General features: G+C 58.5%; 24 protein-coding genes. 17 read left to right on the top strand and 7 right to left on the bottom strand.

Annotation, left to right across the window (positions count from 1 at the left end; genetic code table 11):
* Nucleotides 1–107: 107 nt before the first annotated feature.
* The 3 genes from ACYQ8E_RS03565 to ACYQ8E_RS03575 all read right to left on the bottom strand — a co-directional run bounded on the left by ACYQ8E_RS03565 (nt 108) and on the right by ACYQ8E_RS03575 (nt 3,676).
* Nucleotides 108–1,913 (bottom strand): sodium:solute symporter family protein, encoded by a 1,806-nt coding sequence (locus ACYQ8E_RS03565; RefSeq protein WP_459860118.1) that lies wholly within the window; start codon nt 1,911–1,913, stop codon nt 108–110.
* Between the two features lie 15 nt (nt 1,914–1,928).
* Nucleotides 1,929–2,183: a DUF4212 domain-containing protein gene (locus tag ACYQ8E_RS03570; protein WP_066727095.1), complete on the bottom strand. Its 255-nt coding sequence runs from the start codon at nt 2,181–2,183 to the stop codon at nt 1,929–1,931.
* A gap of 707 nt (nt 2,184–2,890) precedes the next feature.
* Nucleotides 2,891–3,676, bottom strand: coding sequence for an IclR family transcriptional regulator (locus ACYQ8E_RS03575; RefSeq protein WP_459860119.1), 786 nt, complete (start codon nt 3,674–3,676; stop codon nt 2,891–2,893).
* Nucleotides 3,677–4,064: 388 nt separating this feature from the next.
* Here ACYQ8E_RS03575 and ACYQ8E_RS03580 point away from each other — a divergent pair, with 388 nt between their 5' ends.
* From ACYQ8E_RS03580 to ACYQ8E_RS03605, 6 genes are all read left to right on the top strand, one after another.
* Complete coding sequence (locus ACYQ8E_RS03580) at nt 4,065–4,223, top strand: hypothetical protein (RefSeq protein WP_157471853.1); 159 nt, start codon at nt 4,065–4,067, stop codon at nt 4,221–4,223.
* 286 nt (nt 4,224–4,509) lie between these two features.
* Nucleotides 4,510–5,094, top strand: a complete 585-nt coding sequence (locus ACYQ8E_RS03585) for an isochorismatase family protein (protein WP_066727099.1) — start codon at nt 4,510–4,512, stop codon at nt 5,092–5,094.
* Between the two features lie 13 nt (nt 5,095–5,107).
* A complete protein-coding gene (locus tag ACYQ8E_RS03590; RefSeq protein WP_231875310.1) occupies nt 5,108–5,488 on the top strand; it encodes a nucleoside triphosphate pyrophosphohydrolase family protein in 381 nt (126 codons plus the stop codon).
* Nucleotides 5,489–5,556: 68 nt separating this feature from the next.
* Complete coding sequence (locus ACYQ8E_RS03595; RefSeq protein ID WP_066727101.1) at nt 5,557–6,111, top strand: nitroreductase family protein; 555 nt, start codon at nt 5,557–5,559, stop codon at nt 6,109–6,111.
* Nucleotides 6,112–6,287: 176 nt separating this feature from the next.
* On the top strand, nt 6,288–8,039 hold the full coding sequence (locus ACYQ8E_RS03600; protein ID WP_066727102.1) for an AAA family ATPase: 1,752 nt from the start codon (nt 6,288–6,290) through the stop codon (nt 8,037–8,039).
* Entirely contained in the window at nt 8,036–8,692 is a 657-nt protein-coding gene (locus ACYQ8E_RS03605; RefSeq protein ID WP_066727104.1) for a hypothetical protein, read from the top strand. Before ACYQ8E_RS03600 ends, ACYQ8E_RS03605 begins: the two co-directional genes overlap by 4 nt.
* An 81-nt stretch (nt 8,693–8,773) precedes the next feature.
* Here ACYQ8E_RS03605 and ACYQ8E_RS03610 read toward each other — a convergent pair whose 3' ends face one another.
* From ACYQ8E_RS03610 to ACYQ8E_RS03625, 4 genes are all read right to left on the bottom strand, one after another.
* On the bottom strand, nt 8,774–9,583 hold the full coding sequence (locus ACYQ8E_RS03610) for a ChaN family lipoprotein (RefSeq protein WP_066727106.1): 810 nt from the start codon (nt 9,581–9,583) through the stop codon (nt 8,774–8,776).
* 44 nt (nt 9,584–9,627) lie between these two features.
* On the bottom strand, nt 9,628–11,724 hold the full coding sequence (locus ACYQ8E_RS03615; RefSeq protein WP_066727108.1) for a M1 family metallopeptidase: 2,097 nt from the start codon (nt 11,722–11,724) through the stop codon (nt 9,628–9,630).
* A gap of 114 nt (nt 11,725–11,838) precedes the next feature.
* A complete protein-coding gene (locus ACYQ8E_RS03620; protein ID WP_082820277.1) occupies nt 11,839–12,183 on the bottom strand; it encodes a hypothetical protein in 345 nt (114 codons plus the stop codon).
* Nucleotides 12,184–12,201: 18 nt separating this feature from the next.
* Complete coding sequence (locus tag ACYQ8E_RS03625) at nt 12,202–12,723, bottom strand: glycine/sarcosine/betaine reductase selenoprotein B family protein (protein WP_066727110.1); 522 nt, start codon at nt 12,721–12,723, stop codon at nt 12,202–12,204.
* 346 nt (nt 12,724–13,069) lie between these two features.
* Here ACYQ8E_RS03625 and ACYQ8E_RS03630 point away from each other — a divergent pair, with 346 nt between their 5' ends.
* The 11 genes from ACYQ8E_RS03630 to ACYQ8E_RS03680 all read left to right on the top strand — a co-directional run bounded on the left by ACYQ8E_RS03630 (nt 13,070) and on the right by ACYQ8E_RS03680 (nt 23,122).
* A complete protein-coding gene (locus ACYQ8E_RS03630) occupies nt 13,070–13,945 on the top strand; it encodes a cation transporter (protein ID WP_066727112.1) in 876 nt (291 codons plus the stop codon).
* 123 nt (nt 13,946–14,068) lie between these two features.
* A complete protein-coding gene (locus tag ACYQ8E_RS03635) occupies nt 14,069–14,509 on the top strand; it encodes a DUF2318 domain-containing protein (protein WP_231875311.1) in 441 nt (146 codons plus the stop codon).
* 12 nt (nt 14,510–14,521) lie between these two features.
* Nucleotides 14,522–15,676 carry an ABC transporter permease gene (locus ACYQ8E_RS03640; protein ID WP_066727116.1) on the top strand — a complete coding sequence of 385 codons (1,155 nt, stop codon included), beginning with the start codon at nt 14,522–14,524 and terminating at the stop codon, nt 15,674–15,676.
* A 24-nt stretch (nt 15,677–15,700) separates the two neighbouring features.
* Nucleotides 15,701–16,408, top strand: a complete 708-nt coding sequence (locus ACYQ8E_RS03645) for an ABC transporter ATP-binding protein (RefSeq protein WP_066727118.1) — start codon at nt 15,701–15,703, stop codon at nt 16,406–16,408.
* Between the two features lie 7 nt (nt 16,409–16,415).
* Complete coding sequence (locus tag ACYQ8E_RS03650; protein ID WP_066727120.1) at nt 16,416–16,685, top strand: double zinc ribbon domain-containing protein; 270 nt, start codon at nt 16,416–16,418, stop codon at nt 16,683–16,685.
* Nucleotides 16,682–16,972 (top strand): hypothetical protein, encoded by a 291-nt coding sequence (locus tag ACYQ8E_RS03655; protein WP_066727122.1) that lies wholly within the window; start codon nt 16,682–16,684, stop codon nt 16,970–16,972. Before ACYQ8E_RS03650 ends, ACYQ8E_RS03655 begins: the two co-directional genes overlap by 4 nt.
* Nucleotides 16,969–18,126, top strand: a complete 1,158-nt coding sequence (locus tag ACYQ8E_RS03660) for a two-component system sensor histidine kinase NtrB (RefSeq protein WP_231875312.1) — start codon at nt 16,969–16,971, stop codon at nt 18,124–18,126. Before ACYQ8E_RS03655 ends, ACYQ8E_RS03660 begins: the two co-directional genes overlap by 4 nt.
* Nucleotides 18,127–18,137: 11 nt before the next feature.
* A complete protein-coding gene (locus ACYQ8E_RS03665) occupies nt 18,138–19,487 on the top strand; it encodes a sigma-54-dependent transcriptional regulator (protein WP_231875313.1) in 1,350 nt (449 codons plus the stop codon).
* Between the two features lie 239 nt (nt 19,488–19,726).
* Nucleotides 19,727–19,873, top strand: a complete 147-nt coding sequence (locus tag ACYQ8E_RS03670) for a hypothetical protein (protein ID WP_157471855.1) — start codon at nt 19,727–19,729, stop codon at nt 19,871–19,873.
* Nucleotides 19,874–20,282: 409 nt separating this feature from the next.
* Nucleotides 20,283–21,602, top strand: a complete 1,320-nt coding sequence (locus tag ACYQ8E_RS03675; RefSeq protein ID WP_066727126.1) for a TolC family protein — start codon at nt 20,283–20,285, stop codon at nt 21,600–21,602.
* The gene (locus tag ACYQ8E_RS03680; protein ID WP_066727128.1) at nt 21,599–23,122 is read left to right on the top strand and encodes an efflux RND transporter periplasmic adaptor subunit; all 1,524 of its coding nucleotides are present in this window, start codon (nt 21,599–21,601) and stop codon (nt 23,120–23,122) included. Before ACYQ8E_RS03675 ends, ACYQ8E_RS03680 begins: the two co-directional genes overlap by 4 nt.
* Nucleotides 23,123–23,138: the final 16 nt, after the last annotated feature.

Below are 23,138 nucleotides of genomic sequence, written 5' to 3' on the forward strand. Positions count from 1 at the left end.
GCCGGAGCAGGCAAGTTAAATAAGCGGATGGTTCAAAAAAACCCGCCAGTAAAACTGGCGGGTTTTGAATTGCAACCAGATATCAATCCACCGGCAGTGCGGATGGATTAATGAGCGCCGTCCACCGCCTTGGAGCCACGGGGGATACGAACCGATTCGACCATGGCCGCGATGTCTTCGGGGACCGCGGGGGTCATGTTCTTGACGGCGAAGGCAACGGCGAAGTTGACGATGGCGCCGATGGTGCCGAAAGCGTTCGGCTCGATACCGAAGAAGAAGTTCGGGCCACCGATGGAATTGACGAACTCCGTCCCCTTGATGAAGAAGATCCCTTTGTGGGCGAAGACGTAGAACATGGTGATGCCGATACCGGCGAGCATGCCGGCAATGGCGCCCTGCTTGTTCATGGTCTTGCTGAAGATACCCATCATCAGGGCCGGGAAGATGGAACTGGCGGCGAGACCGAAGGCAATGGCCACGGTACCGGCGGCAAAGCCCGGGGGATTGAGGCCGAGGTAACCGGCGACGATGATGGCGCCAGCCATGGCGATCTTGCCGGCCATCAGTTCGCCTTTTTCGGTCAGGTTGGGCATGAAGTTCTCTTTCAGCAGGTCATGCGAGATCGCCGAAGAGATGGCGAGGAGCAGACCGGCTGCGGTCGAGAGCGCGGCGGCGAGACCACCGGCGGCGACCAGGGCGATAACCCAGTTCGGCAGCAGCGCGATTTCCGGGTTGGCGAGAACGATGATGTCGGCGTTGACGCTCAGCTCGTTGCCGGCCCAGCCGGCAGCCGCAGCCTTGGCCTGGAAGGCGGCGTCTTTGCTCTTGTCATTGTAGTACTGGATCCGGCCGTCGCCGTTCTTGTCAGAGAACTTGAGCAGGCCGGTGACTTCCCAGCGCTTCATCCAGTCGGGACGCTGATCGTAGACGATCTGGGCGCCAGGGGCGAAGACGTCGGCGTTGGTCATGATCTGGGGATTGACGGTCTTGAGCAGGTTCATCTTCGCCATCGCCGCCACGGCCGGAGCGGTGGTGTAGAGAATGGCGATGAAGACCAGCGCCCAGCCGGCCGAGGAACGGGCATCCTTGACCTTGGGCACGGTGAAGAAGCGAACGATAACGTGGGGCAGGCCCGCGGTACCGATCATCAACGAGACGGTGTAGACAAAGGTGTTGAGCTGGCTGATCCGGGTGCTGGTGGTGTACTGGGAGAAACCGAGGTCCTGCACGATCAGGTCAAGCTTGTGCAGCAGGGCGACGTTGCTGCCGACCATGTCGGAACCGAGGCCGAGCTGCGGGATCGGGTTGCCGGTCAGGTGCAGCGAGATGAAGATCGCCGGGATGGTGTAGGCAAGAATCAGGACGCAGTACTGGGCGACCTGGGTGTAGGTGATCCCCTTCATGCCGCCGAAAACCGCGTACATGAAGACGATGCCCATACCGACGTAGATCCCGGTGGCGTTGGAGACGCCGAGGAAGCGGGAGAAGGCGACGCCGACGCCGGTCATCTGGCCGATGATGTAGGTGGTCGAGGCGATCAGCAGGCAGAGAACCGCAACCATGGCGGCGCTCTTTGAATAGTAGCGGGTGCCGAAGAACTGGGGAACGGTGAACTTGCCGAATTTGCGCAGATACGGCGCAAGGAGCATGGCAAGGAGGACATAGCCGCCGGTCCAGCCCATCAGGAAGAGCGCGCCGCCGTAACCCATGTTGGAGATCAGGCCGGCCATGGAGATAAAGGAGGCCGCGGACATCCAGTCGGCGCCGGTCGCCATGCCGTTCATAACCGGGTGGACCGAGCCGCCGGCGACGTAGAACTCCTTGGTGCTGCCGGCGCGGGCCCAGATGGCGATGCCGATATAGATGGCAAAGGTGATACCGACGATGAGATAGGTTGTAAATTGAAGACTCATAGTTAAGACACCTCCCTAGTTCTCGTGAACGTCAAATTTTTCGTCGATCTTACCCATCCGATTCGCATAGAAAAAGATGAGCGCCACGAAAATATACATGGATCCCTGCTGGGCAAACCAGAAACCGAGCGGGTAGCCGCCAAGATGGATGCTGTTGAGGGCTGGTGCCAGGATGATGCCGAAGCCGTAGGAAACCACGAACCAGATGACCAAAACGAGCTTGATCAATCCCAGTGTTGCCTTCCAGTAACCGATGCTATCGTGTTGCATGAATAGCCTCCTCTCGTCAAATTAGATGTTGCCGTGATACCGTTTTTGGTGGTTGTGAACTGATTAGGTTTTCCTTGATAACCATGGAGCTGATGGGCAATTCAGTTCGTGGGCAACCTCCTTTCTCTGTTGTTTGATTTGAAATTTCGTTAATGGAGGGGGCGGCTGACTGTTCCTTCCCCTCCGGTAAAGCGAGCGATCCATCAATAGCCTTTGCGTCTGCCTGATTGCCTGCTCCCGTGGCAGGTCGGGAAGAGGTGCTCCTGGCCGTCAGGGAGAAGGATGCTGGATCCGGCTCAAAGAATAAAAGAACGTAGAGAGATGCCAACAGTTTACACTGTGTCTTCAGTTTTCAAATGCCTGGCCGAAAAAACACCTTGTTGCGAAAAATACTCAAATTAAATCTCGGTGAGAAAAAAATCGTTTCGCTGGGTAAAACCTTTTCGCCAAAAATCTACCACAACATATGCCAGTTGTCGACTCGTTGTCAATAAAAATATAACCATGTTTTGTATGAGATAAAAATTTAAAAAACCATTGGAATTTTAAGCATAATTTCATTTATTAAAAAGAAATTATAAGAGTAAATTACTGCGGTGAAAGTCGAGTTACGGTAACATGTTTTGTAAGTTTCGCTCCGAATAACTTCACCAGCGGGCCGTTGTCGGAAGGGGATCTGAAGCCTCGGGCCGTGGTTGCTGTTCCGTTCAGCTCAGATGTTTTTCCCCAAAAACATGCCCCAGGTAGCCCAGGCGGGAGGAGACCATTTCCTTGGCGATGGAAAGGGCCGGAAGAAGGACCTGGTTGACCCGGTCCCCTGGCATGCGGAATTCCGGTCCGACCAGGGCGAGGACACCGGCGACTTCTCCGGGGCCACTGAACAGTGCGGCTGCGATGCAGGTGGTTCCGTCGCCGATGCAGCTCTGGTCAATACAGAAACCGGTTTGCCGAACCTGGTTTGCATCTTCCCTGCTGATGACCGGTTTCGTCGCTTTTTTCGGCGGAGTGCTTTTAAGCCCCGCCCCGTCAAGATCGAAGGCCAGGAATATCTTCCCTGCCGCTGTCGTTTCAATGGGAAAACGACGTCCTACCAGAGGGACGATCTTGACCTGCTGGGTGCTGTCGACCATGTCAAGGAAGAGCACTTCATCACCCCGCCTGACGACAAGATAGATTGCTTCGTTGAATTCCCGGGCCAGCTGTTCCATGACCGGGCGTGCCTTGCGCAGGAGCCCCATGTGGGAGAGAAACTTTTGCCCGATTTCATAGGCGGCCATGCCCAGGCGGTACTTTCTTGACCCGGGTTCTCTTTCGACATATCCGCGATTTTCAAAAGTCGCCAGCAGGCGAAAGAGGCTGGCCTTGGTCATGCCGAGGCGATCGCTTAACCCGGAGAGGCTGACCTCTTCGCCTTCCTCGCAGAGGGCTTCGAGGAGAGCAAGGGCATTTTCAACCGAATGAATACAGTAGGTTTCTTTGCCTCGTACCGGCACATCACCCTCCTCCCGAAACGGGATGCCTGATTTTCATAATTCCGGAAATACTCCAGATTGTCTGACAAAATAATACGACGTTTTATTCCTGTCAATAGCCAATTTCAAATAGTTACGTCGAAGAACCATCAAAAAAATTATAGAAAAAATTAACTTTAAAACAGGTTCTTAAGAAATTTATTTATTTGAAACAGGATAGGACTGAAAATGAAACGACTTTTCCAGTGCTACTTCCTTTTCCCGGGCAGGCGCCAGTGGGTGGACAAAAAGCCGAGCCAAACAATGGCGCCGGATCTTTGGTACGGCATTTGCTCCCCAGGTTGGAAATCCGGTTCGGAAAAGTACCGGGGAACTGTTGCCGCCCAATGACAAAAAAGGAGATGCCGATATGGAAGAGGCGAGTTCCGGTTTTGAGAGCTGCAAGCGGCAGGAAAAGGAGATTGTTGCCGGGTTATGTCTCTCTTTTGACCTGCTCAAAGGGATCTGCATGGAGACGAGTCTGCCCTGTGAAATCGAGGCTGGCGGCGAGCTGGAAACAGAAGCCTGATTTGGCACTTCCCTGCGCCACCGGGGTGATATCCCACCCTTGAATGACCCTTTCCGTGCAATTTTTGCATTGTTTTCTATGCAAACATGTCTATAGTTTTCCCTTCTCCTGATGGCGCTGACCCCTTTTCCTCTCGCCTTACGATTTCCCCTCCAGGCCGATTCCCTCTGCCCGGGCAATTCATGATTTGCAATCCGGCGCTCTCCTCCCGCATAATGCGTTCAAGCCGCCTTCGCTTTCGTTCCTGCCGATGGGGGCAAATCCAGCTTCTGAAAGGAAGATAAAGATGACCAATCCCCTTGCACGGTTTCAGCTCGACAGAAGCCGCGTTGGCCTCGTGGTAATTGACGTCCAGCAGCGGCTGGTTCCGAGCATGCCGGAGAAGGTTTATCGGGAAACCCTGAAAAGTATCGCATTTCTTGTCGCTTGCTGTGACCTGCTGAAGGTCCCGGTGACCGTGACGGAACAATATCCCCGGGGGCTGGGTCATACCGTTGCTGAGCTTGCCGGAGCCGGCGGAAGGCCTGCGATTGAGAAGGTCAGCTTCGGATGCTGTGGTGAGACAACTTTTAATCAGCGCTTGCAGGAGCTCGGCTGCTCGCAGATTATCGTCGTTGGCATGGAGGCCCATGTCTGTGTCTACCAGACGGTCCTCGGACTGCTCGCGAGTGGGTTTGATGTCCATCTGGTCAGGGACGCTATCATCTCCAGAGGGAAGGGCGATTACCGCAATGCGCTGGAACTTGCCCGCCAGGCCGGGGCTGTCATTACGACCGCCGAGACCGCCGTCTTTCAACTCTTGCAGGCAGCCGACGTTCCGGAGTTCAAGGCGGTATCGGCGCTTGTAAAGTCCAGGTTTCTCGCTGAATGACAGCCGGAGTACGATGAAAGCGAAAAAGACCGCGATGAAGGATGAACCGGGGAGGGAAGGGGGCGCCCTGTCGAATACTGAAGATTCGCTTGCCTGCGTTACCCGCCACGAACTCGAAACTCTATTCCGCGCCACCCTTGCCACCTGGGGCGAGGAAGCCCAGTACGACCAGGCGGTGGAAGAGTGTGCCGAATTGATCGCTGCCCTGAAACACTACAAGCGGCGCCGGATTGATACCACCCAGTTGGCCGAGGAACTCGCTGATGTGACCCTCATGGTGGGCCAGCTTTCCTGGATGCTCGGCAACGATCTGGTGGAATCAGCTGTAGACCGCAAGTTAATCAAACTTCGGAAATTACTTGCAGCCGAAGAGCAGAACTGCGGTAACCAGTAACCGGCTTCCTTCGATATACCTTGGTGGTTGGAAATCCAGGTCCGCAAAGCCCGTTAATGGAGGGTTTCATGCTTTTGTCCCTGCTCCAAAGTCGCCGCAGTATCCGCCAGTTTCAACCGCGCCCTGTTGAAGCCGAAAAGGTGCAACTCCTGGCTGAGTCTCTGTTGCGGGCCCCCTCCTCCCGGGGACGCAACCCCTGGGAATTTGTCGTCGTCGACGATGCGGAAAAGTTGCAGGCGCTGGCACGCGCCAAAGCGCATGGTTCCGCCTTTCTCGATGGTGCTCCGCTGGCGGTGGTCCTGTGTGGCGACCCCGAGCGCAGCGACGTCTGGATCGAGGATTGTGCCATTGCCACCATCATCCTCCAACTGACTGCCGAGTCCCTTGGACTCGCCAGTTGTTGGGCTCAGATTCGTCTGCGGCTCCACCGCGATGGGCGCACCGCCGAAGATTATCTGCGCCCTCTGCTCGGCCTGCCGGAGCGCCTTCGGGTCCTCGCCATCGTCGGGATTGGCTATCCTGCTGAATCGAAGAGTGGGCATGCCCGCGAATCGCTGGAATGGGGCAAACTGCATCGCAATCAGTTTGGCGTCGACTGGCCAGTCGGTACTTCGTCGGAGTAAACCAAAACCGGGCATTTCCCCTGCGGGGAATGCGGTGGGAAAGATTCCCGGGACTATGATGCTGATACCATCGAGGTCGTCACCACTTCTTTTTTCGGTTGCGAGGCCGAGCCGGATATGAAGAATTGGCCATTGCGGTTGCCGATGAAAAACAAGCACCTACAAGGTTGGAAGCTATGTACCTCGAATTTTTCGGGCTGACGGAAAAGCCTTTTACCATCACCCCCAATCCGCGTTTTATCTTTCTCAGCAAAAACCACAAGGAGGTCTTTGCCCATCTCCTTTACGGTATTCGCAACCACAGCGGTTTCATCGAGGTGACCGGTGAGGTCGGCGCCGGAAAAACGACCGTGCTGCGGACCCTTTTTGAACAGCTCGAGGGGGATGATTACCGCCTCGCTTTCATCTTCAACCCCAGTCTTTCCGCCGGTGAACTGCTGCGCGCCGTCTGTCGGGAATTTCACATCGAGGTCACCGGTTTCAGTACCGGAGAAATCCTCGACGCTCTCAACGATTATCTGCTGCGGGAAAACCAGGCCGGCCGGACCGTCGTCCTGGTGATCGACGAGGCGCAAAATCTCACCCCCCAGGTTCTGGAACAGGTCCGGCTTCTTTCCAACCTGGAGACCGAGGGGGACAAGCTGATCCAGATTGTCCTGGTCGGACAACCCGAATTGGGCATCCTGCTCGATCGTCCCGACCTGCGCCAGCTCAATCAGCGGATTGTCGTTCGCTACCACCTCCGGCCTATCGATGCTGAGGATACCCGCGCCTATATTCGGCACCGGCTGGAGCTGGCCGGGGTTCGCGACCGGGAGCTTTTTTCGCCGGGCGCCCTTCGCAGAATCTACCGGTTCTCCGGCGGCCTGCCACGCCTGATCAATATCCTTTGTGACCGCGCATTGCTCGTGGCCTACAGCGAGGATCGGCGGCAGGTCTCCACCGCCGAGGTCAAGCGCGCCATCGGCGAGTTGCGTCGGCAATCCCGCGACCGTCGCTGGTGGCCGTTACTGGCGATCAGCGGCGGCGCTTTGCTTCTTTTGGCCGGAATCCTCTTCGCCTGGGATATTCTCCTCCCCGGAGCAGGCCGGGACCTGCGGCCGGCCATATCGGAATCGCGAACAATTTCGGCAAGTGCCTCCTCGGTCCCGGCTGCTGGCCTGGACGAGACGATGGCCGCCCCTCCCGCTGCCGGTTTTAAATCAGCCTCCGTACTCCTCCCAGGCGCCCCGATTCAAGTAAAGGAGGAGGATGAGCTGCCTGCCGCAGCTCCTACCGCTACCTTGCCACTTCCAGCCCGGGGGGGCGTTGACTCCGGCTTTCCACTGGTGCATGGCAAGGGGCGGGGGGACGAATTAGCCCACAAGACAGTCCCGGTCTCCATGGCCAGGGCCCAGTATGACAACGGCAAGGCCGATAAACCGGCAGATGCTGCTGCCAGGAAAACGGTATCACCCACGGCGCTTACGCAACTGACCGGGCCGCTCCGCTTTGGGTTTGTACCGGCTGCGAGCGGACCGCTGGAAACTCCCGCACAGGCGGTCCTGCTCGGCGATTACCTCGGCCAGTTGCTCGGCCAGCCGGTAAAGGTTGAATCTTTTAACAATGAGTCGGCACTTTACGAGGGGATCTATCGCTATCGCCAGATCGACCTGGCCCTCTTTCGCCACGAGATACCGAGCCGGATAAACCACTTGCCGTTGCAGCCCCTGGTCGGGTGTCGCAGTCAAGGGGCACAGGAGACTTCTTCCTGTCTGCTGGTTGCCCGTCGCGGCCTTTACGATGGAGCCGCAGAGCTGTTGCAGACCACGTTGGAGAACCTGGGGACGAGGGAAAAAGGGCAGCAGGTACTGGCCGCGGCTGGCGGCCTTGCGTTCATCCCCCTGCAGGCCCAAACCCTGCCTTCCCGGTCTGGAGATCTGCCGTGAGTTCAATCCTCAAGGCGTTGAAAAAACTCGAACAGGAAAAGGTCCTGCGCGGCGAGCGAACGGTCGACCTCGCTTTGGATATTCACCGTGGCGTTCCGCGACGCCGGAGCGGTTCGCCGCTGACCATCCTGTCGGTTATTTTACTGCTGGTCATTCTAATTGCGGGTAGCTGGGTGTTGATGATGCCGGACGGGGAGCAGCGGGAGTCGCTTGCCGGTGGGACCATCGTCGAGACGCCGCCGCAACCGGTGGCCGTCAGCCCCGAAGCAACGCCGCTGGTTGCGCAACCTGCTCCCCCGGTGGACCCTCCCCCTGCCGCGCTGGAAGAACCGTCGGTGGCCAGGACCCAGAAAGATTTTGCCAGGACACCTGCCGCCCCCGCAGCGCAGCCGCCTGCCGCCTCCCCCAACAAGACCCGCTCTTCCACTTCACCGGTTCACAAGGAGGCCAGAAACCAGTTGCGGCAATTTGCCGGCCTGAAGCTGACCGGAATCGTCTGGCAGAGCGATGCGTCTTCCCGGATGGCAATCATTGACGACCTGCCAGTCATGGTCGGGACCGTGATCTCCGGCGCTACCGTGGTCGAAATCCTGACCGACCGGGTGGTTTTGTCCCACGATGGCCAGACCTCCGAGCTGCTGCTGGAACCCTGAAGCAGGCCGTTATAGCATCCCGTTCCAAGGATAATTCGCGCCAAATAAGAGCGGGAGCCGGCCAGGCTCCCGCTCTTATTGTCAGTGCAAAGGACCTTCCTCCGGCCCCAGCAGCAGATAGTCGGCCTCACTGGGCGCCGCATCCCCCTTCTCAATCCGCCCGGGAATTTCCGGCAGGACGATTCGCATCGGGATGTCCAGGTGGCGGCGGACCTGTTCGGGGATGCCGAATTTCCAGGCGTGACCACTCCCGGCGAGGACGACCACCAGCCGCTGCGGATGCTGGTCGAGGTATTCGATCAGGCGTTTTGCCATGACGGCGTCCCAAACCATCTGCGCCTCACAGAAATTCTTGAAAGCTACTCCCTGGTGGGCATGGCTGCCGAGGACCCGGCGCATGTAGTTCTGGTAGGCCTCATCGACATCGCAGCGTACCAGGGGAATGCTGCCGCGCTGGCTCGGGCTGAGGGAGAAAAATCCTGCCTGGGATACCTGGCGGGAAATCTCCCGTGGGATATTCAGGCCGATCATGGGGATGGTTTCCTGCCGGGCATACTGAAAAATATCCCGGTAGACCGGCCAGAGGCTCCAGTTCTCCTCAAAGACTTCCCGGAAACGGTCTTCCTTCATTCCACCCGCAGTCCATCGGTCCAGAGCCTCCTGGCTGTTGCTGCGAAACATTTCCAGGCCGATGGCGACCGGAATTCCAGCCTGCTGCAGGCCGCGGATAATCTGCAGCTGGGCCTGGTGGTGGCCGCGGTTGTCGTGCAGCTCGCCGATAAAAACCAGCCGCGCGTTCGCCAGGTCGGCCAGCATCCGGGGAAAGGTCGTGAATTGACCCTGGTTAACATCCCAGGTGTGGGCGCCGGCCTGGAGCGGGGAGAGCAGCATGGCCAAACTCGTTATGCATAGAAGGTGTTTCAGTCTGGATATCGTCATGGCTTTCCGGCCTCTTGGCTGGTAGGGATGAATTGATGAGTCAGGGGGGAGCTCGTGACCGGCCACACCCCTTTCAAACGATTGTTCCCCTCGCTGAAGGCGAGGTAGCTGAAGGTGCCGTAATGAGGAATCTTGCGGGCGGCGATTTTTGCTCCCGCAGGCGACAGCGGCAGGAAAAGGCCGCATTGCAGGGCAGGGGTTCTTTCGCGGGGAAAGACCGCGAAGAGCACGGCAGAAGGATCTGGGTAGAACTCCCCCCTGAGGATGAAACCCTCCGGATTAATGGTGAGTTCCCCGGGCAACTGCGGTCGCAAAGCCGGCGAGCGCGGCCAGCCAACCAGGAGCAGGTCAGACCTGGAGAGGTCAGCGGCCAGGGCTTGCTTCTCCCGATACCAGGTCGCCTCGCGGCCAAGTCCCGTGAGCAGGTCCGCGGCGGCCTCACCGACCAGGCGATCCACGTCGTCCGCGAGGATGACAACCAAATCCCGGCCTTCGCGCAGGCTGTTGACTGTTGCCGGCACCTCGCTTGGGTCAAGGCGGCGGAAAAAATCCGCCTCCGGATCGATAAGCAGGCGCCGTGGTTGTGACGGACTGCGCAGCAAAAACGGGGTGACCTCCCCGCTGGCGGCCAGGCTCCGGGTCAGCGGGCCGGCTTCGGTCTCAAGGAGCAGGGGGAGCTGCAGCCGGTAGGGCTGACCCTGCTGGATCAGCTGGCCGCTGACGATCCACTCCTGGCCCTGGCGGACCTGTTTGACATCGGCCAACCGCAGCTGCGGGGCGCCGGCCCGGTCGACCCATTGCCGAATAAATTCGGCCAGCTGCAGCTTCCCTTTCGGATCCCAGGCCGCAGCGAAATCGTTCCAGCTCGCCTGGCGGAACATCCTCTCCCTGGCAACCTTCCGCAAACCTCCCCAGAACGCGTCCTCACCCACCAAGTGGCGGGCCATGTGAAAGACCATGGCGCTCTTGCCGTAGCCGATCGCCTGATCGAGTTTGCTCCTGCGCGCGCTGAAATGGCTCAACGGATAGTCCCTGGCAGCCGGGACCAGAGTGGCGTAGTCGCGCAGCAGTTTACGGCGGTAGTCGCTGGCAGCCTGGGTCGATTCGAGTTCCTTGAACAGGTAGTCGGCGACGTAGGTGGCCAGCCCCTCCGACCAGTTCCCCTGGCTGTTGTCGGGGCGTACCCCGGTCCCCCACCAGGAATGGGCAATTTCATGGCCGAGGCTGGTGGTGACGATGAAGGGGAGGGGGACGACGCTGCTGCCGAGCAGGGTCCAGGAGGGGAACCCGTAGCCGGTGGGGAAAAAGTTTTCGACGACGGCGAACTTGGCAAAAGGGTAGGGCCCGAAACGGGATTGGTAGAGCTCCAGCCAGTTCCGGGCGGCCGCCAGGTAAGCGTCGGCCAGGTGCGCATTGGCCGGACCGAGAAAGGTGTAGATCGCCACGCTGCCGTAATCTTCCGCTTTGAAAGACCAGCTGCCGGCGGCCAGGGTCAGGGCGGGCAAGGGGTGGTCCGTTTCCCAGATGCTCACGAACCCCTCCGGCGTTTCGCCCCTTTCAACCAGGCGGCCGGCGGTCACCGCCGAGATGCCGGCAGGCGCCGTAATCTTGACTCGGAACAGGGCTGCGCCAGGAAGGTCAGGGTACCAGCCGGCACCGCCGGCGAGGAAGGTTCCCTGCGGTGTTATCGCCGTCGCGACGCCGTAACTCGGGTCTTCGTTGTTGAGGGGGGCCTGGGGGACCGGATCGGCAAAGGTGCCGTGGTAGGAGATGGCGAGAGTCGCGTCCGCGGGAAGGTTTGGCGGCAGAGGACCGACCTGCAGTCGACCGCTGTCAAAACTCCAGCCCAGAGGTGCTCCAGCTACTTCGACAGCATCAACGCTGACCAATGGAGAAAGTTGAAATTTCAGGAAGCGGTCGGGCGGGGCCGGCAGGGTAATGTGGTCAACACCCTGCAGTGTTCCATTTTCGGAGTTGAGGTGAATAGTCAGGTCATGGCGGACCAGGTTTGCCGCAGCGGTTGCAACACTGGTAGCGGGAAACCAGAGAAGGGTGAGGCATGCGAAGAGCCTTAGCAGGTGAACTCTTTTCATGCTACCCAGTATACCGAGGCCGTTAAATCTTTGCAGCCACCGCACTTCAACACCACCGCACTTCGGCCATGGCCCAATCGGGTGGCCGAAGGGAGCCCCTGGCCTTGTCCTGGGTTATTCCGGCGCGGGAGGCGAGGGCGTAGCGCCAGAAGCGGGCTGGATCGGTTTGGGGAGGGGAAAGGGGGCTGGTTCCCGGTAATCGGCGTAGTCGAAGCGGCGCCAGGCAAAGGGGAGATCGATGATCGCGCCGGGGGTGGTGATCGAGTAGAGGGCCTTGAAGGCTTCGAACAACACCGCCCGCTGCTGGCGCACCGCTCCCGGTTCACCGAGGGGATGGCCAAAGGGCCAGCGCAGGAAGATGGTGCGAGGCGGCTGGATTTTCTCGCTGTAGCTGCGCACGATGGAGATGCCGATGGTCGGGATGCCGGCGGCTTCGATCACCCTCTGGATCAGTCCCACGGACTGATTGCAGAGGCCTCAGGCCGGTGTCAGCAGGACCAGATCGACCTCTGCGGCCCGCAGCAAGGCCGCCAGCTGCGGGGCCGTGCGCTCCTTCAGGGTTTCGAGGTGGGGGCCGACGATATGGCCCATGAAGCTGAAGTGGTCGTTGGCGACGCTCCCGATGATCCCCTCCTGCGCCAACTCCCGCAAGCGCTGCAGGGGGAGGACGATGTTCAGGTCCTTTTCCGCGTCGGTGTGATCGTAGTAGTCGTGGCTGATGGTGAAGTCATCGAAAATGGTTGCGCCATCCAGAACCCGCAGCGAGGGGTCGCCCTCCTGATCGAGCATGTTGAAAGGGCGTTGCCTGCGGTGATGGACGCCTGATGTGGTGACGACCGCAACACGACAGTTTCCGAGGGGTTTGGTGATGGGCGTCCAGGGGATCTGGCCCGCCGTTTCCTGGGGCAGATGCGCCGCGAGCAACGGGGCGGCCAGGCGCGGAAAACGGGTGATCAGTTTGGCAATGAGGCGGTTTTTCCATCGTTCCAAATTGGGCATCCGGACCTCCTGTCGTTCGAATTTCTGGTTTTAAGTCTAGCATGACCTATGTTGCATCGCGGGGGAAAGAAAACCGGGCGGGTAGCAACGGAATATTGAAGCTGGGCGGTAGCTGACCATAACCTGTAGAAAATTCTACAGGGAGGTTCGGAATATTCCTCACGTTGCGCGATGAGTGAGCGGCGGAAATTTTTTGTGATTTGCAAAAAAATCAGAAAATTAAGTACTTACAAGGTTATTCACGACTGGCACGAAGGGTGTATATGGTTGAGCTGCCTCCTGAACGGCAGAGTCCCGTTGTCCTGAGCATGACGCGAAAAGGCTCAATTTTTCCTTGGGAGATTACATGATGAAGAAATGGATTGTCCTGGTTGGCCTGACGGCAGTGATTGCCCTGGCCTTAGGTGTCGGCCTTTTTTGGCCGCAAAAGTTGCAGAGTGACCAGGCAGCATTGGTTGAACTCGGCATCGATAAACTGACGTGTGGATCCTGTGTCGAGAATGTGCGCGAGGCCTTGGCTGATCTGCCTGGGCTCGGCCTGATCGAAGTCAATGTTACCAGGGGGAGCGGCCGGGTCGAATTTGATCCACAGCAAGTCGATGCGGAGATTATTGCCCGGCGCATCTCGGCGGCCGGCTATCCCAGTCGGGTTGCCGCCCGCCTTTCGGTATCCGAATACGCAGCTTTGCGCAACCGGCACCAGGACCTTGCCGGGAAGTACGTCGCCCAGATCGGCAACCGCTTTCTTTCTCGCGCCGAATTTGAGACCACTTTAGCACTGCGCAGTAAGACCATTGCAGGCAAGGAGCAAACTGCGGGTCCCGCCCTGCAACAGGCTGTGTGGCAGGATCTTTTACAGCGGGAGTTGTTGCTTAACGCTGCCGAGATCCAAAAAGTGGTTGTCCAGGACGGTGAGGTCGACCTCCGGTTAAATAGTATCCGGAAGTCCCATCCAGACTTTGCCAAGCTGGTAACGGAACGTTTCGGTACCCTGGAGAACCTGCGGCACCAGGTAAAGAACGAAATGATTATTGAAAAGAACCTGCGGGAGAATATCCTGCCGACCGGTTTAAACGCAGACGAAAAGTCGGTCTTTTTTGAGCGCTGGTATTCCACCCTGGTCGACGCCACTCCGGTAACGATCTTTGATCCTTCCCTGGCAATGGATGCCACCAGACGCGCAAGCGGTTGCGGTGGGTCGTGCTGTAACCAAAAATCCTGAAAATCCGGATCAGCCAAGCAGATCTTCAGCCCCCTAGCTATGGAGCCACCCATGGACGGACGTCAACAAAAGAAAGCCCAATTCCAGCAACCCCGCAAAAACAAACGCCCCCTATTGATCGCCATGACACTCATAATTCTTGTCGGCATTGCCGTCGCCTGGGCGTTGCTGCCAATGGGGGTCGGTCATTCGCGACTGGTTGGTGCCAAAGGGGGGCAGGTCATTCTTCCGGTGGGGTCATTAACCGGGGGGGAGGCCCACTTCTTCCGCTACGCCGGAGCAGGTGGCGAGATCGCTTTCTTCCTGGTGCAGAGCCGCGACGGGGTGATCCACGCTGCCTTCGACAGCTGCGATGTCTGCTACAAGTCCCGCAAGGGGTATCGCCAGGAGGGGGACTTTATGGTCTGCAACAATTGCAATCAGCAGTTCCGCACCGATTTGGTCAATGAAGTCCAGGGCGGTTGTAACCCAGCTCCCCTGCGCCGTGAAGTGCGCGGCCAGCAGGTGGTCATTCAGGCGACCGATCTCGAAGCCGGGAGCCGCTACTTCCTGGCTGCAAACTAGGGGGAATCGATAATGCAGCTCAACACGATTGCCTGGAACAATCTGCGCCGGCGCAAGGGCCGTCTGATCTTTCTGGTCGCTGGATTATTACTGGGCGTAGCGACCGTGGTGACTCTCATGTCCCTGGTGGCGGCCCTGACTGCTGAGGCCGAGCATAAGCTGGAGAAGTTCGGAGCGAATATCCTGCTTACCCCGCGCAGCGACAGCCTGTCCCTCTCCTACGGCGGGATCGAGCTCGGCGGTGTTACCGTCGCAGCGCACGACATCGCCGAGGTCGACCTGGCCCGGATCGCGGAGATTCCCAATTATCGCAATGTCGCCGCGGTGGCGCCCAAGGTCCTCGGTGCAGTCGCAGTGAAAGGGGAGCAGGTGCTCTTGATGGGGGTCGATCCGGCCGTGGAGTTCAATCTGAAACGCTGGTGGAGTGTGACCGGAGAACCGCTGCATGCGGCCAACGATCTGGTCGCTGGAAGTGCGGCCGCCAAACGCCTTGGTCTTGCACCGGGCGGAGAGGTTGCAGTCGGAGGAAGAAATTTCATCGTCAGTGGCGTTCTCGCCGAAACCGGCTCTCAGGACGATCAGCTGCTGATCGTGGCGCTCCCGGTCGCCCAGCAGCTGCTGGGCAAGGTTGGCCGCCTGAGCCTGGTCGAAGTGGCGGCACTCTGTGGTGATTGTCCGGTGACCGATATGGTGGGACAGCTCGGAGCCGTGCTGCCCGGGATTGAGGTGCGGGCGATCCAGCAGGTGGTGCGTTCGCGGATGCACGCCCTGGAACAGTTCCGGGCGTTGTCCCTGGCGGTTGCCGGGGTAGTCGTCCTGATCGGAGGATTGGTGGTCTTTGTCACCATGATGAACTCGGTGGCCGAACGGACCCGGGAAATTGGGATATTCCGCGCCATCGGCTTCCGCCGTTGGCATATCATCCGGATCCTTCTCTTTGAAGCGCTGGTCGTCGGGCTCCTGGCCGGGGTCCTTGGCTACCTGGCGGGGATCGGGGTGACCTGGCTGGCACTCCCCTTCTTTGGCGGCCATCATGGCCCGAGCTGGGATCCGGCGCTCGCCGCCGGATCCGTCCTGCTGGCGCTGGTCGTCGGAGGGGTGGCGGCCCTCTATCCGGCCTGGCAGGCCAGCACTCTGGAACCGAGCGAAGCGCTGCGCGCTCTTTGATAACTGCTGAAGGAAGCTAAAATTATGGCACTGATCGAAATAAACAACCTGCACAAAAACTATCTCAATGGCAACGATTGCGTGATTGCCCTAGGGGGGGTCGACCTTGCTATTGAAGAGGGGACCTTCCTCGGGGTCATGGGGCCATCAGGATCGGGGAAGAGCACCTTCCTGGCCCTGCTCGGCGGATTGAGCGCTCCCACCAGCGGCAGGGTCCGGATTGATGACATCGACCTCTATAGTCTGCCCGGCGAGCGGCTGGCCGATTTCCGGCGGGAATTTCTCGGTATTGTCTTTCAGTCGTTCAACCTGGTCTCCTACCTGACCGCGCTGGAAAATGTGATGCTGCCTCTGGCCGTAAAATCGCTTTCCCGTCGGGAAAAGCAGGGTCTGGCGGAACAAGCTTTGGCCCGGGTCGGACTGGCCGGACGCCTCGGCCACCTGCCAACGCAACTGTCAGGCGGTGAACAGGAGCGGGTCGCGATCGCCCGGTCGCTGGTCAATCGCCCTTCTCTGCTGCTGGCCGATGAACCGACCGGCAGCCTTGATTCGGAGACCAGCCGCGAGATCATGGGGTTGTTCGCCGAGCTCAACAAGGCCGGGCAGACCATCGTCATGGTCACCCACAATCTGGAAAATCTCGACTACTTCAACCGGACCATTCATCTGCGTGACGGTCGGATCGTCGATGATCGGTGCAGGTTTGCCGGGCCACGACTTGCGGTAGGGTAAAAATTCCATGCTGCTGATATTTCTTCTGATCTTTGCCCTTCTCGCCCTCGCCATCGTCCAGCAGATCGAACGGCGCCCGGCGAAAGCGGAACCACCGTACGGCAACTGCCCCGGGTGCGGTGGCCGGGCCGAGGTCGACTGGCTCATCTGCCCGCGTTGCAAGGAGCTGTTACAGTGTCAGTGTCCAGGGTGCGGGGAACGACTGCCGGTATTTCATCGCTTCTGCACGGCTTGCGGCACCTCCCGTAAAGGCAGTTTCGGAGCCGATCCGCCATGACGATTCGATCTGTTCTCATCCTGCTCGGCGGCGGCGCGGTCATGCTCGGCGTCCTGGGTTACAACCTCTGGTCGTACAGCTGCGGTTACTGCACGCTGCGTTCGCTGCTGACCCTGGGCCTACCCGGATACCTGCTGTTGGTCCTGAACCTGATCCTGTTAAGCGTCTGGTTGATCATGCGGCGCCGCCGGGCCAGGGAGGTCAAGGGCGACCATTGCCGTTGTGGTACCGCTCTGGCCGGCGAATGGCACTATTGCCCCGGTTGTGGGGAGGCAACAGGTCGATGAGCGCCCGGAGCATGCCATCGTCGCGGGATATCACTCCAGGATCGGGCCCAATCACTCTCGGAACCGTCTTCCAGCCGCGCGTCATCATTCTCGCGGCGGTCATTGCTGCCATTACCCTTGGCCATTATCTGACCGGCATCCAGTTCCACCATTACCATGACATCTTTCGCCGGCTCTATTATCTGCCGATCATTCTCGGCGGCATCTGGTTCCAGTTGCGGGGCGGTCTGGCCACGGCTATTGTGGTGTCGATCGTCTATGCTCCGCATGTCGTCCTGCAGTGGGGCGCCCATCCCGATGCTCAGTTGGAGCAGTACCTCGAAATTATCCTCTACAATGTCATCGGGGTTCTTACCGGCGGATTGGCCCGCAAAGAAAAGAGCCAGCGGCAGGTTCTGGAGACCACGGCGCATGACCTGGAAGTGAGTTTTCAGGAACTGAAGGAACAGGCCAAGCTGATCCTGACATTTGAAGAGCAGTTGTTGCGTGCCTCCAGACTTTCCGCCCTCGGTGAACTGGCCGCAGGACTTGCTCATGAGATCCGCAATCCCCTGGGCTCCATTCGGGGTACTGCGGAAATCGTCAAGGACTCCACTCTCAGTGAAGAGCAACGGGTCGAGTTTTCCGCCATCATGATCCGGGAGGTCGATCGCCTGAATCAGGTCGTCACCAACTTCCTAAGCTTCGCCAGGCCGGCTCCCACGGAAATGAATGCCTGCGACCTGAATGCGGTTCTGAATGAAATCGTCGAGTTTTCAGCCGTCCAGTGTCAAAAGAGCCAGGTCTCGGTTCAGCTGGTCCAGCACAAATTGCCGCTGGTTTCTGGCGATGCCGACCAGTTTAAGCAGGTATTCCTCAACCTTTTGCTTAATGCGGTCCAGGCGATGCCCGGGGGCGGGCTGCTGGAAGTCACCACCCAGCTGCGGGACGGAATCATTGCCGTCACTTTTAAAGACAACGGGCCCGGGATTCCTAAAGAAATTCTCGGGAAAATCTTCAATCCATTTTTCTCAACCCGCCATACCGGGACCGGCCTGGGGCTGGCTATTTCCCAGAGGATTATTCAGGCCCATGGTGGCCAGATTGAAGTTTCGAGCGAAGTGGGGGAGGGCGCCCGCTTTGAAATTCAGCTACCTGTGGTGGACGAAATATGAAAGAGGCTAATTTGGCACACGAAACTATTCTGGTAATCGACGACGATGATTCGTTGCGCAAGATTATCGAATTCACCCTGCGCCAGGCCGGCCATAAAGTCGTCGCCTGCGCCAACGGCGAGGAGGGACTCAAGGCATTCGACCGGTTCAAACCCGGTCTGGTTATCACCGATGTCCGGCTTGGCGACATTTCCGGCTACACCATCCTCAAAAAGGTCAAGGCGGCAAGGCCCGCTACCCTGGTGATCGTCATTACCGCCTTCGGGTCGATTGAGAATGCGGTTGAGGCTATGAAACTGGGTGCTTACGACTATCTTGCCAAGCCCTTCACCCTCGATCAGCTCAAGGAGCTTGTCAGCAAAGCCACCCGTTTCCAAACCATCCAGGCATCCATGCCCGAGCAGAGTAGCGCGGCGAAGGTCACCCCCCGCAAGGCTATAGTCGGTCAGTCCCAGGCGATGCATTCGGTGATGAATCTGATCGAAAAAGTCGCCGCTAGCGAAGCCAGTGTGTTGATACTCGGGGAGAGCGGTACCGGCAAGGAATTGGTCGCCCGCTCCATTCATCAGAAGAGTGTGCGGGCCCAGGGCCCTTTCATCGCCGTCAATTGCGCGGCGATCCCCAGGGATCTCGTCGAAAGTGAGCTCTTTGGCCACATCAAGGGCTCCTTCACCGGTGCAGTGAAGGATCGGGCCGGCAAATTCGAACTCGCCCGCGGGGGAACGATTTTTCTGGACGAGATCGGCGACCTCCCGCTGGAACTCCAGCCGAAACTGCTGCGAGCCCTGCAGGAACGGGTGGTTGAACCGGTCGGGGGAGAGAGCCATTCGGTCGATGTCCGGGTCGTTGCCGCCACCAACCTGGATATCGAGACTGCTGTTGCCAAGGGCACCTTTCGTGAGGATCTTTATTACCGGATCGCCGTAATTCCTGTGAGCCTTCCTCCCCTGCGGGCGCGGCGGGAAGATATCCCGGCACTGATAGATCATTTCCTGGAGAAATTCGGCCGCGGATCCGAGGTGACTTTCACGGCGACCGCCATGCAGTCCCTGCGTGATTACCGGTGGCCCGGCAATGTTCGGGAGCTTGAAAATGCCATTGAACAGTTGCTGGTCCTGGCCCCGTCCAACACAATTGAGGAGAGTCAACTTCCGCCCAGGATCAGGCAGAACAGGGGATTGGCTGCCAGGGAAATTCTTCAGTTGCCGGAAGAGGGATATTCCCTGGAAGAGTTGGAAAAGGAGGCTGTATTGCAGGCCCTGGAGCGAAACGATTGGAACAAAACCCGGGCCGCTGAGTTTCTGAAAATCCCGCGCCACATCCTGCTTTACCGTATGGAAAAATTTGGCATAACGAAATAACTAAACCCGGTCTGTCCGCTGACTCCACGCCCTTTCCGGAAAGACTTCAACCCCCGCCATTCAGGAAATTCGAATAGTCTCCAGCGTCGACGAAAATCCTCCACTAAATTTCACTCAGTAATATTTCACCTGAAAAAAAATCAATAAAAACAAATGGTATCGGTGTTCCAGGGTTGGCACGCTGATTGAAACACTCTCTGTTCAAGTGTTTCCTTAACCCCTGGAAAGGAGAAATCATCATGAAACGATTGACGCAAACCGTGACATTGGCCCTGGCTCTTTTGGTGCTTGCCGCCTGTTCCTCGGTGGTCGGTGGCGGGTCGGTTCCCAATGCGCGGCTGAATCACCAGACCCAGATTATTGGACCAGCTGCCGATGGGCCCTGACTGGTTACCTACGGAGAACGAAAAGAGGGCGGCTACTTCAGTCGCCCTCTTTTCGTTCTCCGGGGAAGGTCCGCGAACTTCATCGATGGTCAAAGCAAGAGCGGGAAGACCTGAATTGGGTAGGTCAGGGCTCTGGGGAATATTCGACGAAGAATCGAGGAATATTCCTCAGAATGGTCTGTCTGCAGCTACAACCTGAACTGAAAATAGTATGATATCGATAGGTTGCGTTGTGGCATGGAATCTGTAGAGTTGTATCTGAAGCTGGTCGCCAACAGGGAGAGACGAGGCACCTTTCGGCCGATGCTTTTCGCCGGGGGGGCGAGTGAGCCCTGCGACCACCAAATAAAGAAATGGCATACTATAAAAGACATCAATAGCCGCTGGTATTCCTTACGGAGTTGAGCCCATGAAGTTCTGGACCCCTGTATTATTCTTCCTTGTCGCCAGTCTCTGCCTGGCGCCAGCCGTCCTCGCCGTGGAGCAGTCCCCCGCTCCGCCCGTGCTGCAGGAACTGGTCGCCGAAGCGCTTGCGAACAATCCTGATCTGCAGGCTGCCCGGGACCGCTGGGAGTTGTTCGGGCACAAGGTCGCAGCAGCCCGAACCCTCGATGACCCGATGCTTGGAGTGGCCTTTTCCAATTATCCGATCGACAGTTTCCAGGCTGATCAGACAGCGATGACCGGCAATGAGATCAAGCTTTCCCAGAATTTTCCTTTCCCGGGCAAGCTTGCGGCCAAGGGAAATCAGGCCGAGGAGCAGGCGCGCTGGTATCAGTCGGTCTACGAGGACAGCAAGCTGCTGCTCGCCCAAAAAGTGAAGGATGCCTATTACCGGCTCTATTTCCAGGACCGGGCGATTGCGGTCAATGAAGAAAACCTCGATATCCTGGAAAATTTCGTCAGCCTCACCAAAACCCGTTACGAGGTGGGGACGGGACTGCAGCAGGATCTGCTCAAGGCACAGGTTGCGCAGTCGCAATTGATCGACAGGCAGTTGACCCTGCGCCAGCAGCGCAGCAGCGTTCTGGCTGAAATCAACCGGCTGTTGGCGCGACCAGCGGCACAGCCCCTGGGGACGGTTTCCGAATTGGCCATGACCCCGGTGGAAGTCGACCCGGCGGCGCTGCTGGAGAGAGCCCGCGAACACCGGCCGATGTTCGCCTCCTTTGAGTCCCTGATCGAACGCTTCGCCAGCCAACGCAAGCTGGCCAAGCTCGATTATCTCCCCAATTTCAATCTCTGGGCCAGCTACCGATTCCGGGACGATGGCCTGCCCGATCGCGGCACCGACTTCGTCAGCGCCGGTTTCGGCATCAATCTGCCACTTTGGCAGGAAAAGCGCTCCGAAGCCGTGGCCGAAGCTGATTCGGGACTGCGCATGGCGCGCCGCCAGCTGGAGGACTTCAGCAACCAGCTCGGTGCATCCATTCAGGATATCTATGCCCAACTCGAGAAGAATCGCGATCTGGTCCAACTCTTTGCCACCGGAATCATCCCCCAGGCGCAGCAATCCTTCGATGCCAGCCTGGCGGCCTACCAGGTCGGCAAGGTCGAATTTCTCAGTCTCCTTGACAGTCTGATGTCTCTCTACCGCTACCAACTCGATTACCAGCGCGCCGTGTCCGACTATCAGCGCAATGTCGCCAAGCTTGAAGCTGCCACCGGCGTGACCCTTTCCGGAACGGCGGCGCTGCAAAATCCATCAACCGACAGGATGAAACCATGAAGCGAGCCCGCAAACCCCTGCTGATTTCCGCCCTGACTCTGGTCCTGCTCCTTTCAGGTGTTGGCTGGTATGCGGCGCAATGTATTGTGGCCATGAACGATTGGCAAGTTCGTGAACCGGGGGTGGCGTTGGCTGCTAGCAAGTACACCTGCGGCATGCACCCCTTCATCATTACCGACGAGCCGGGCAATTGTCCGATCTGCGGCATGGCCCTGACCCCCTTAAAGGCAGGAACGGCCGGAGGGGAGGCGGAGGCAAGGCCGGCCGCGTCCGGTGAGCGCAAGATCAAATACTGGGTGGCGCCGATGGATCCCACCTACATCCGCAATGAACCGGGAAAATCGCCCATGGGGATGGATCTGGTGCCGGTCTACGAGGATCAGGCGCCCGGCGGTGCGGTGATTTCCATCGATCCGGTGACCATGCAGAACATGGGGGTGCGAACCGCGTTGGCCACACGTAGGGACCTGGCGCGGACCATCCGCACCGTCGGGCTGGTCGGTTATCAGGAGCCGAAGCAGTACACGGTCAATACCAAGATCAACGGCTGGGTGGAAAAACTCTATGTCAACGAAACCGGCCAGCAGGTGAAGAGAGGGCAGAAGCTTCTGGAGATTTATAGCCCCGACCTGGTCAGTGCCCAGGAGGAATATCTGCTTGCCCTGAAGAACAGGGAGGCGCTGGCCCAATCGCCCTTTCCCAAGATTGCCGAGAGCGGCCGGCAACTCCTTGAAGCGTCCCGGCGTCGTCTGCAGCTCTGGGATATATCCGAGAAATCGATTGCTCGCCTGAAAGAGACCCGCCAGGTCGAAAAGAGCCTGCCCCTCTACGCGGCCCATAGCGGCATCGTCTCGATGAAAATGGTTCAGGAAGGGCAGGCCGTCAAGAGTGGCATGGATCTGATGACCATCTCTGACATCTCCCAGGTCTGGGTGCTGGCCGATATCTATGAATATGAACTCCCCTGGGTCAAGGTCGGGCAGCAGGCCGATATCATTCTTCCCTTTGTCGGAAGTAAAAAAGTCTCCGCCACCCTGAGCTATCTCTATCCCTACGTCGAGCCCAAAACGCGTACCGTCAAGGGACGGTTTGTTCTCGACAACCCCGGCTTCGAACTCAAACCTGACATGTACGTCAATGTCCATCTCAAAACCAGCCCGGTTCAAAACGCCCTGACGGTCCCCGTCGAGGCGGTCCTCCGTTCCGGGGCGAAGAATACGGTATTTGTTACCCGTGACACCGGGAAGTTCGAACCGCGCGAAGTGAAGATCGGGGTGCAGGACGACCAGGGGAACCTGCAGATCGTTCAGGGGCTGCTGGAGGGGGAACGGGTGGTGACCAGCGCCCAATTCATGCTGGACTCGGAGAGCAAGCTGCGCGAGACGATCGCCAAGATGCTCGAACCCAAGGCTGTGGAAGCAACGCCTCCAGGGAAGGCTGCCGGCGCCGACCAGGTGAATGACCTGTTTCAGGACGAAAAAGGGAAGACTCCGGCAAAGCTGGATGACCTGTTCCAGTAAACTGGTTAAGGTTTTA

It is taken from the genome of Desulfuromonas carbonis (genome assembly GCF_054658035.1).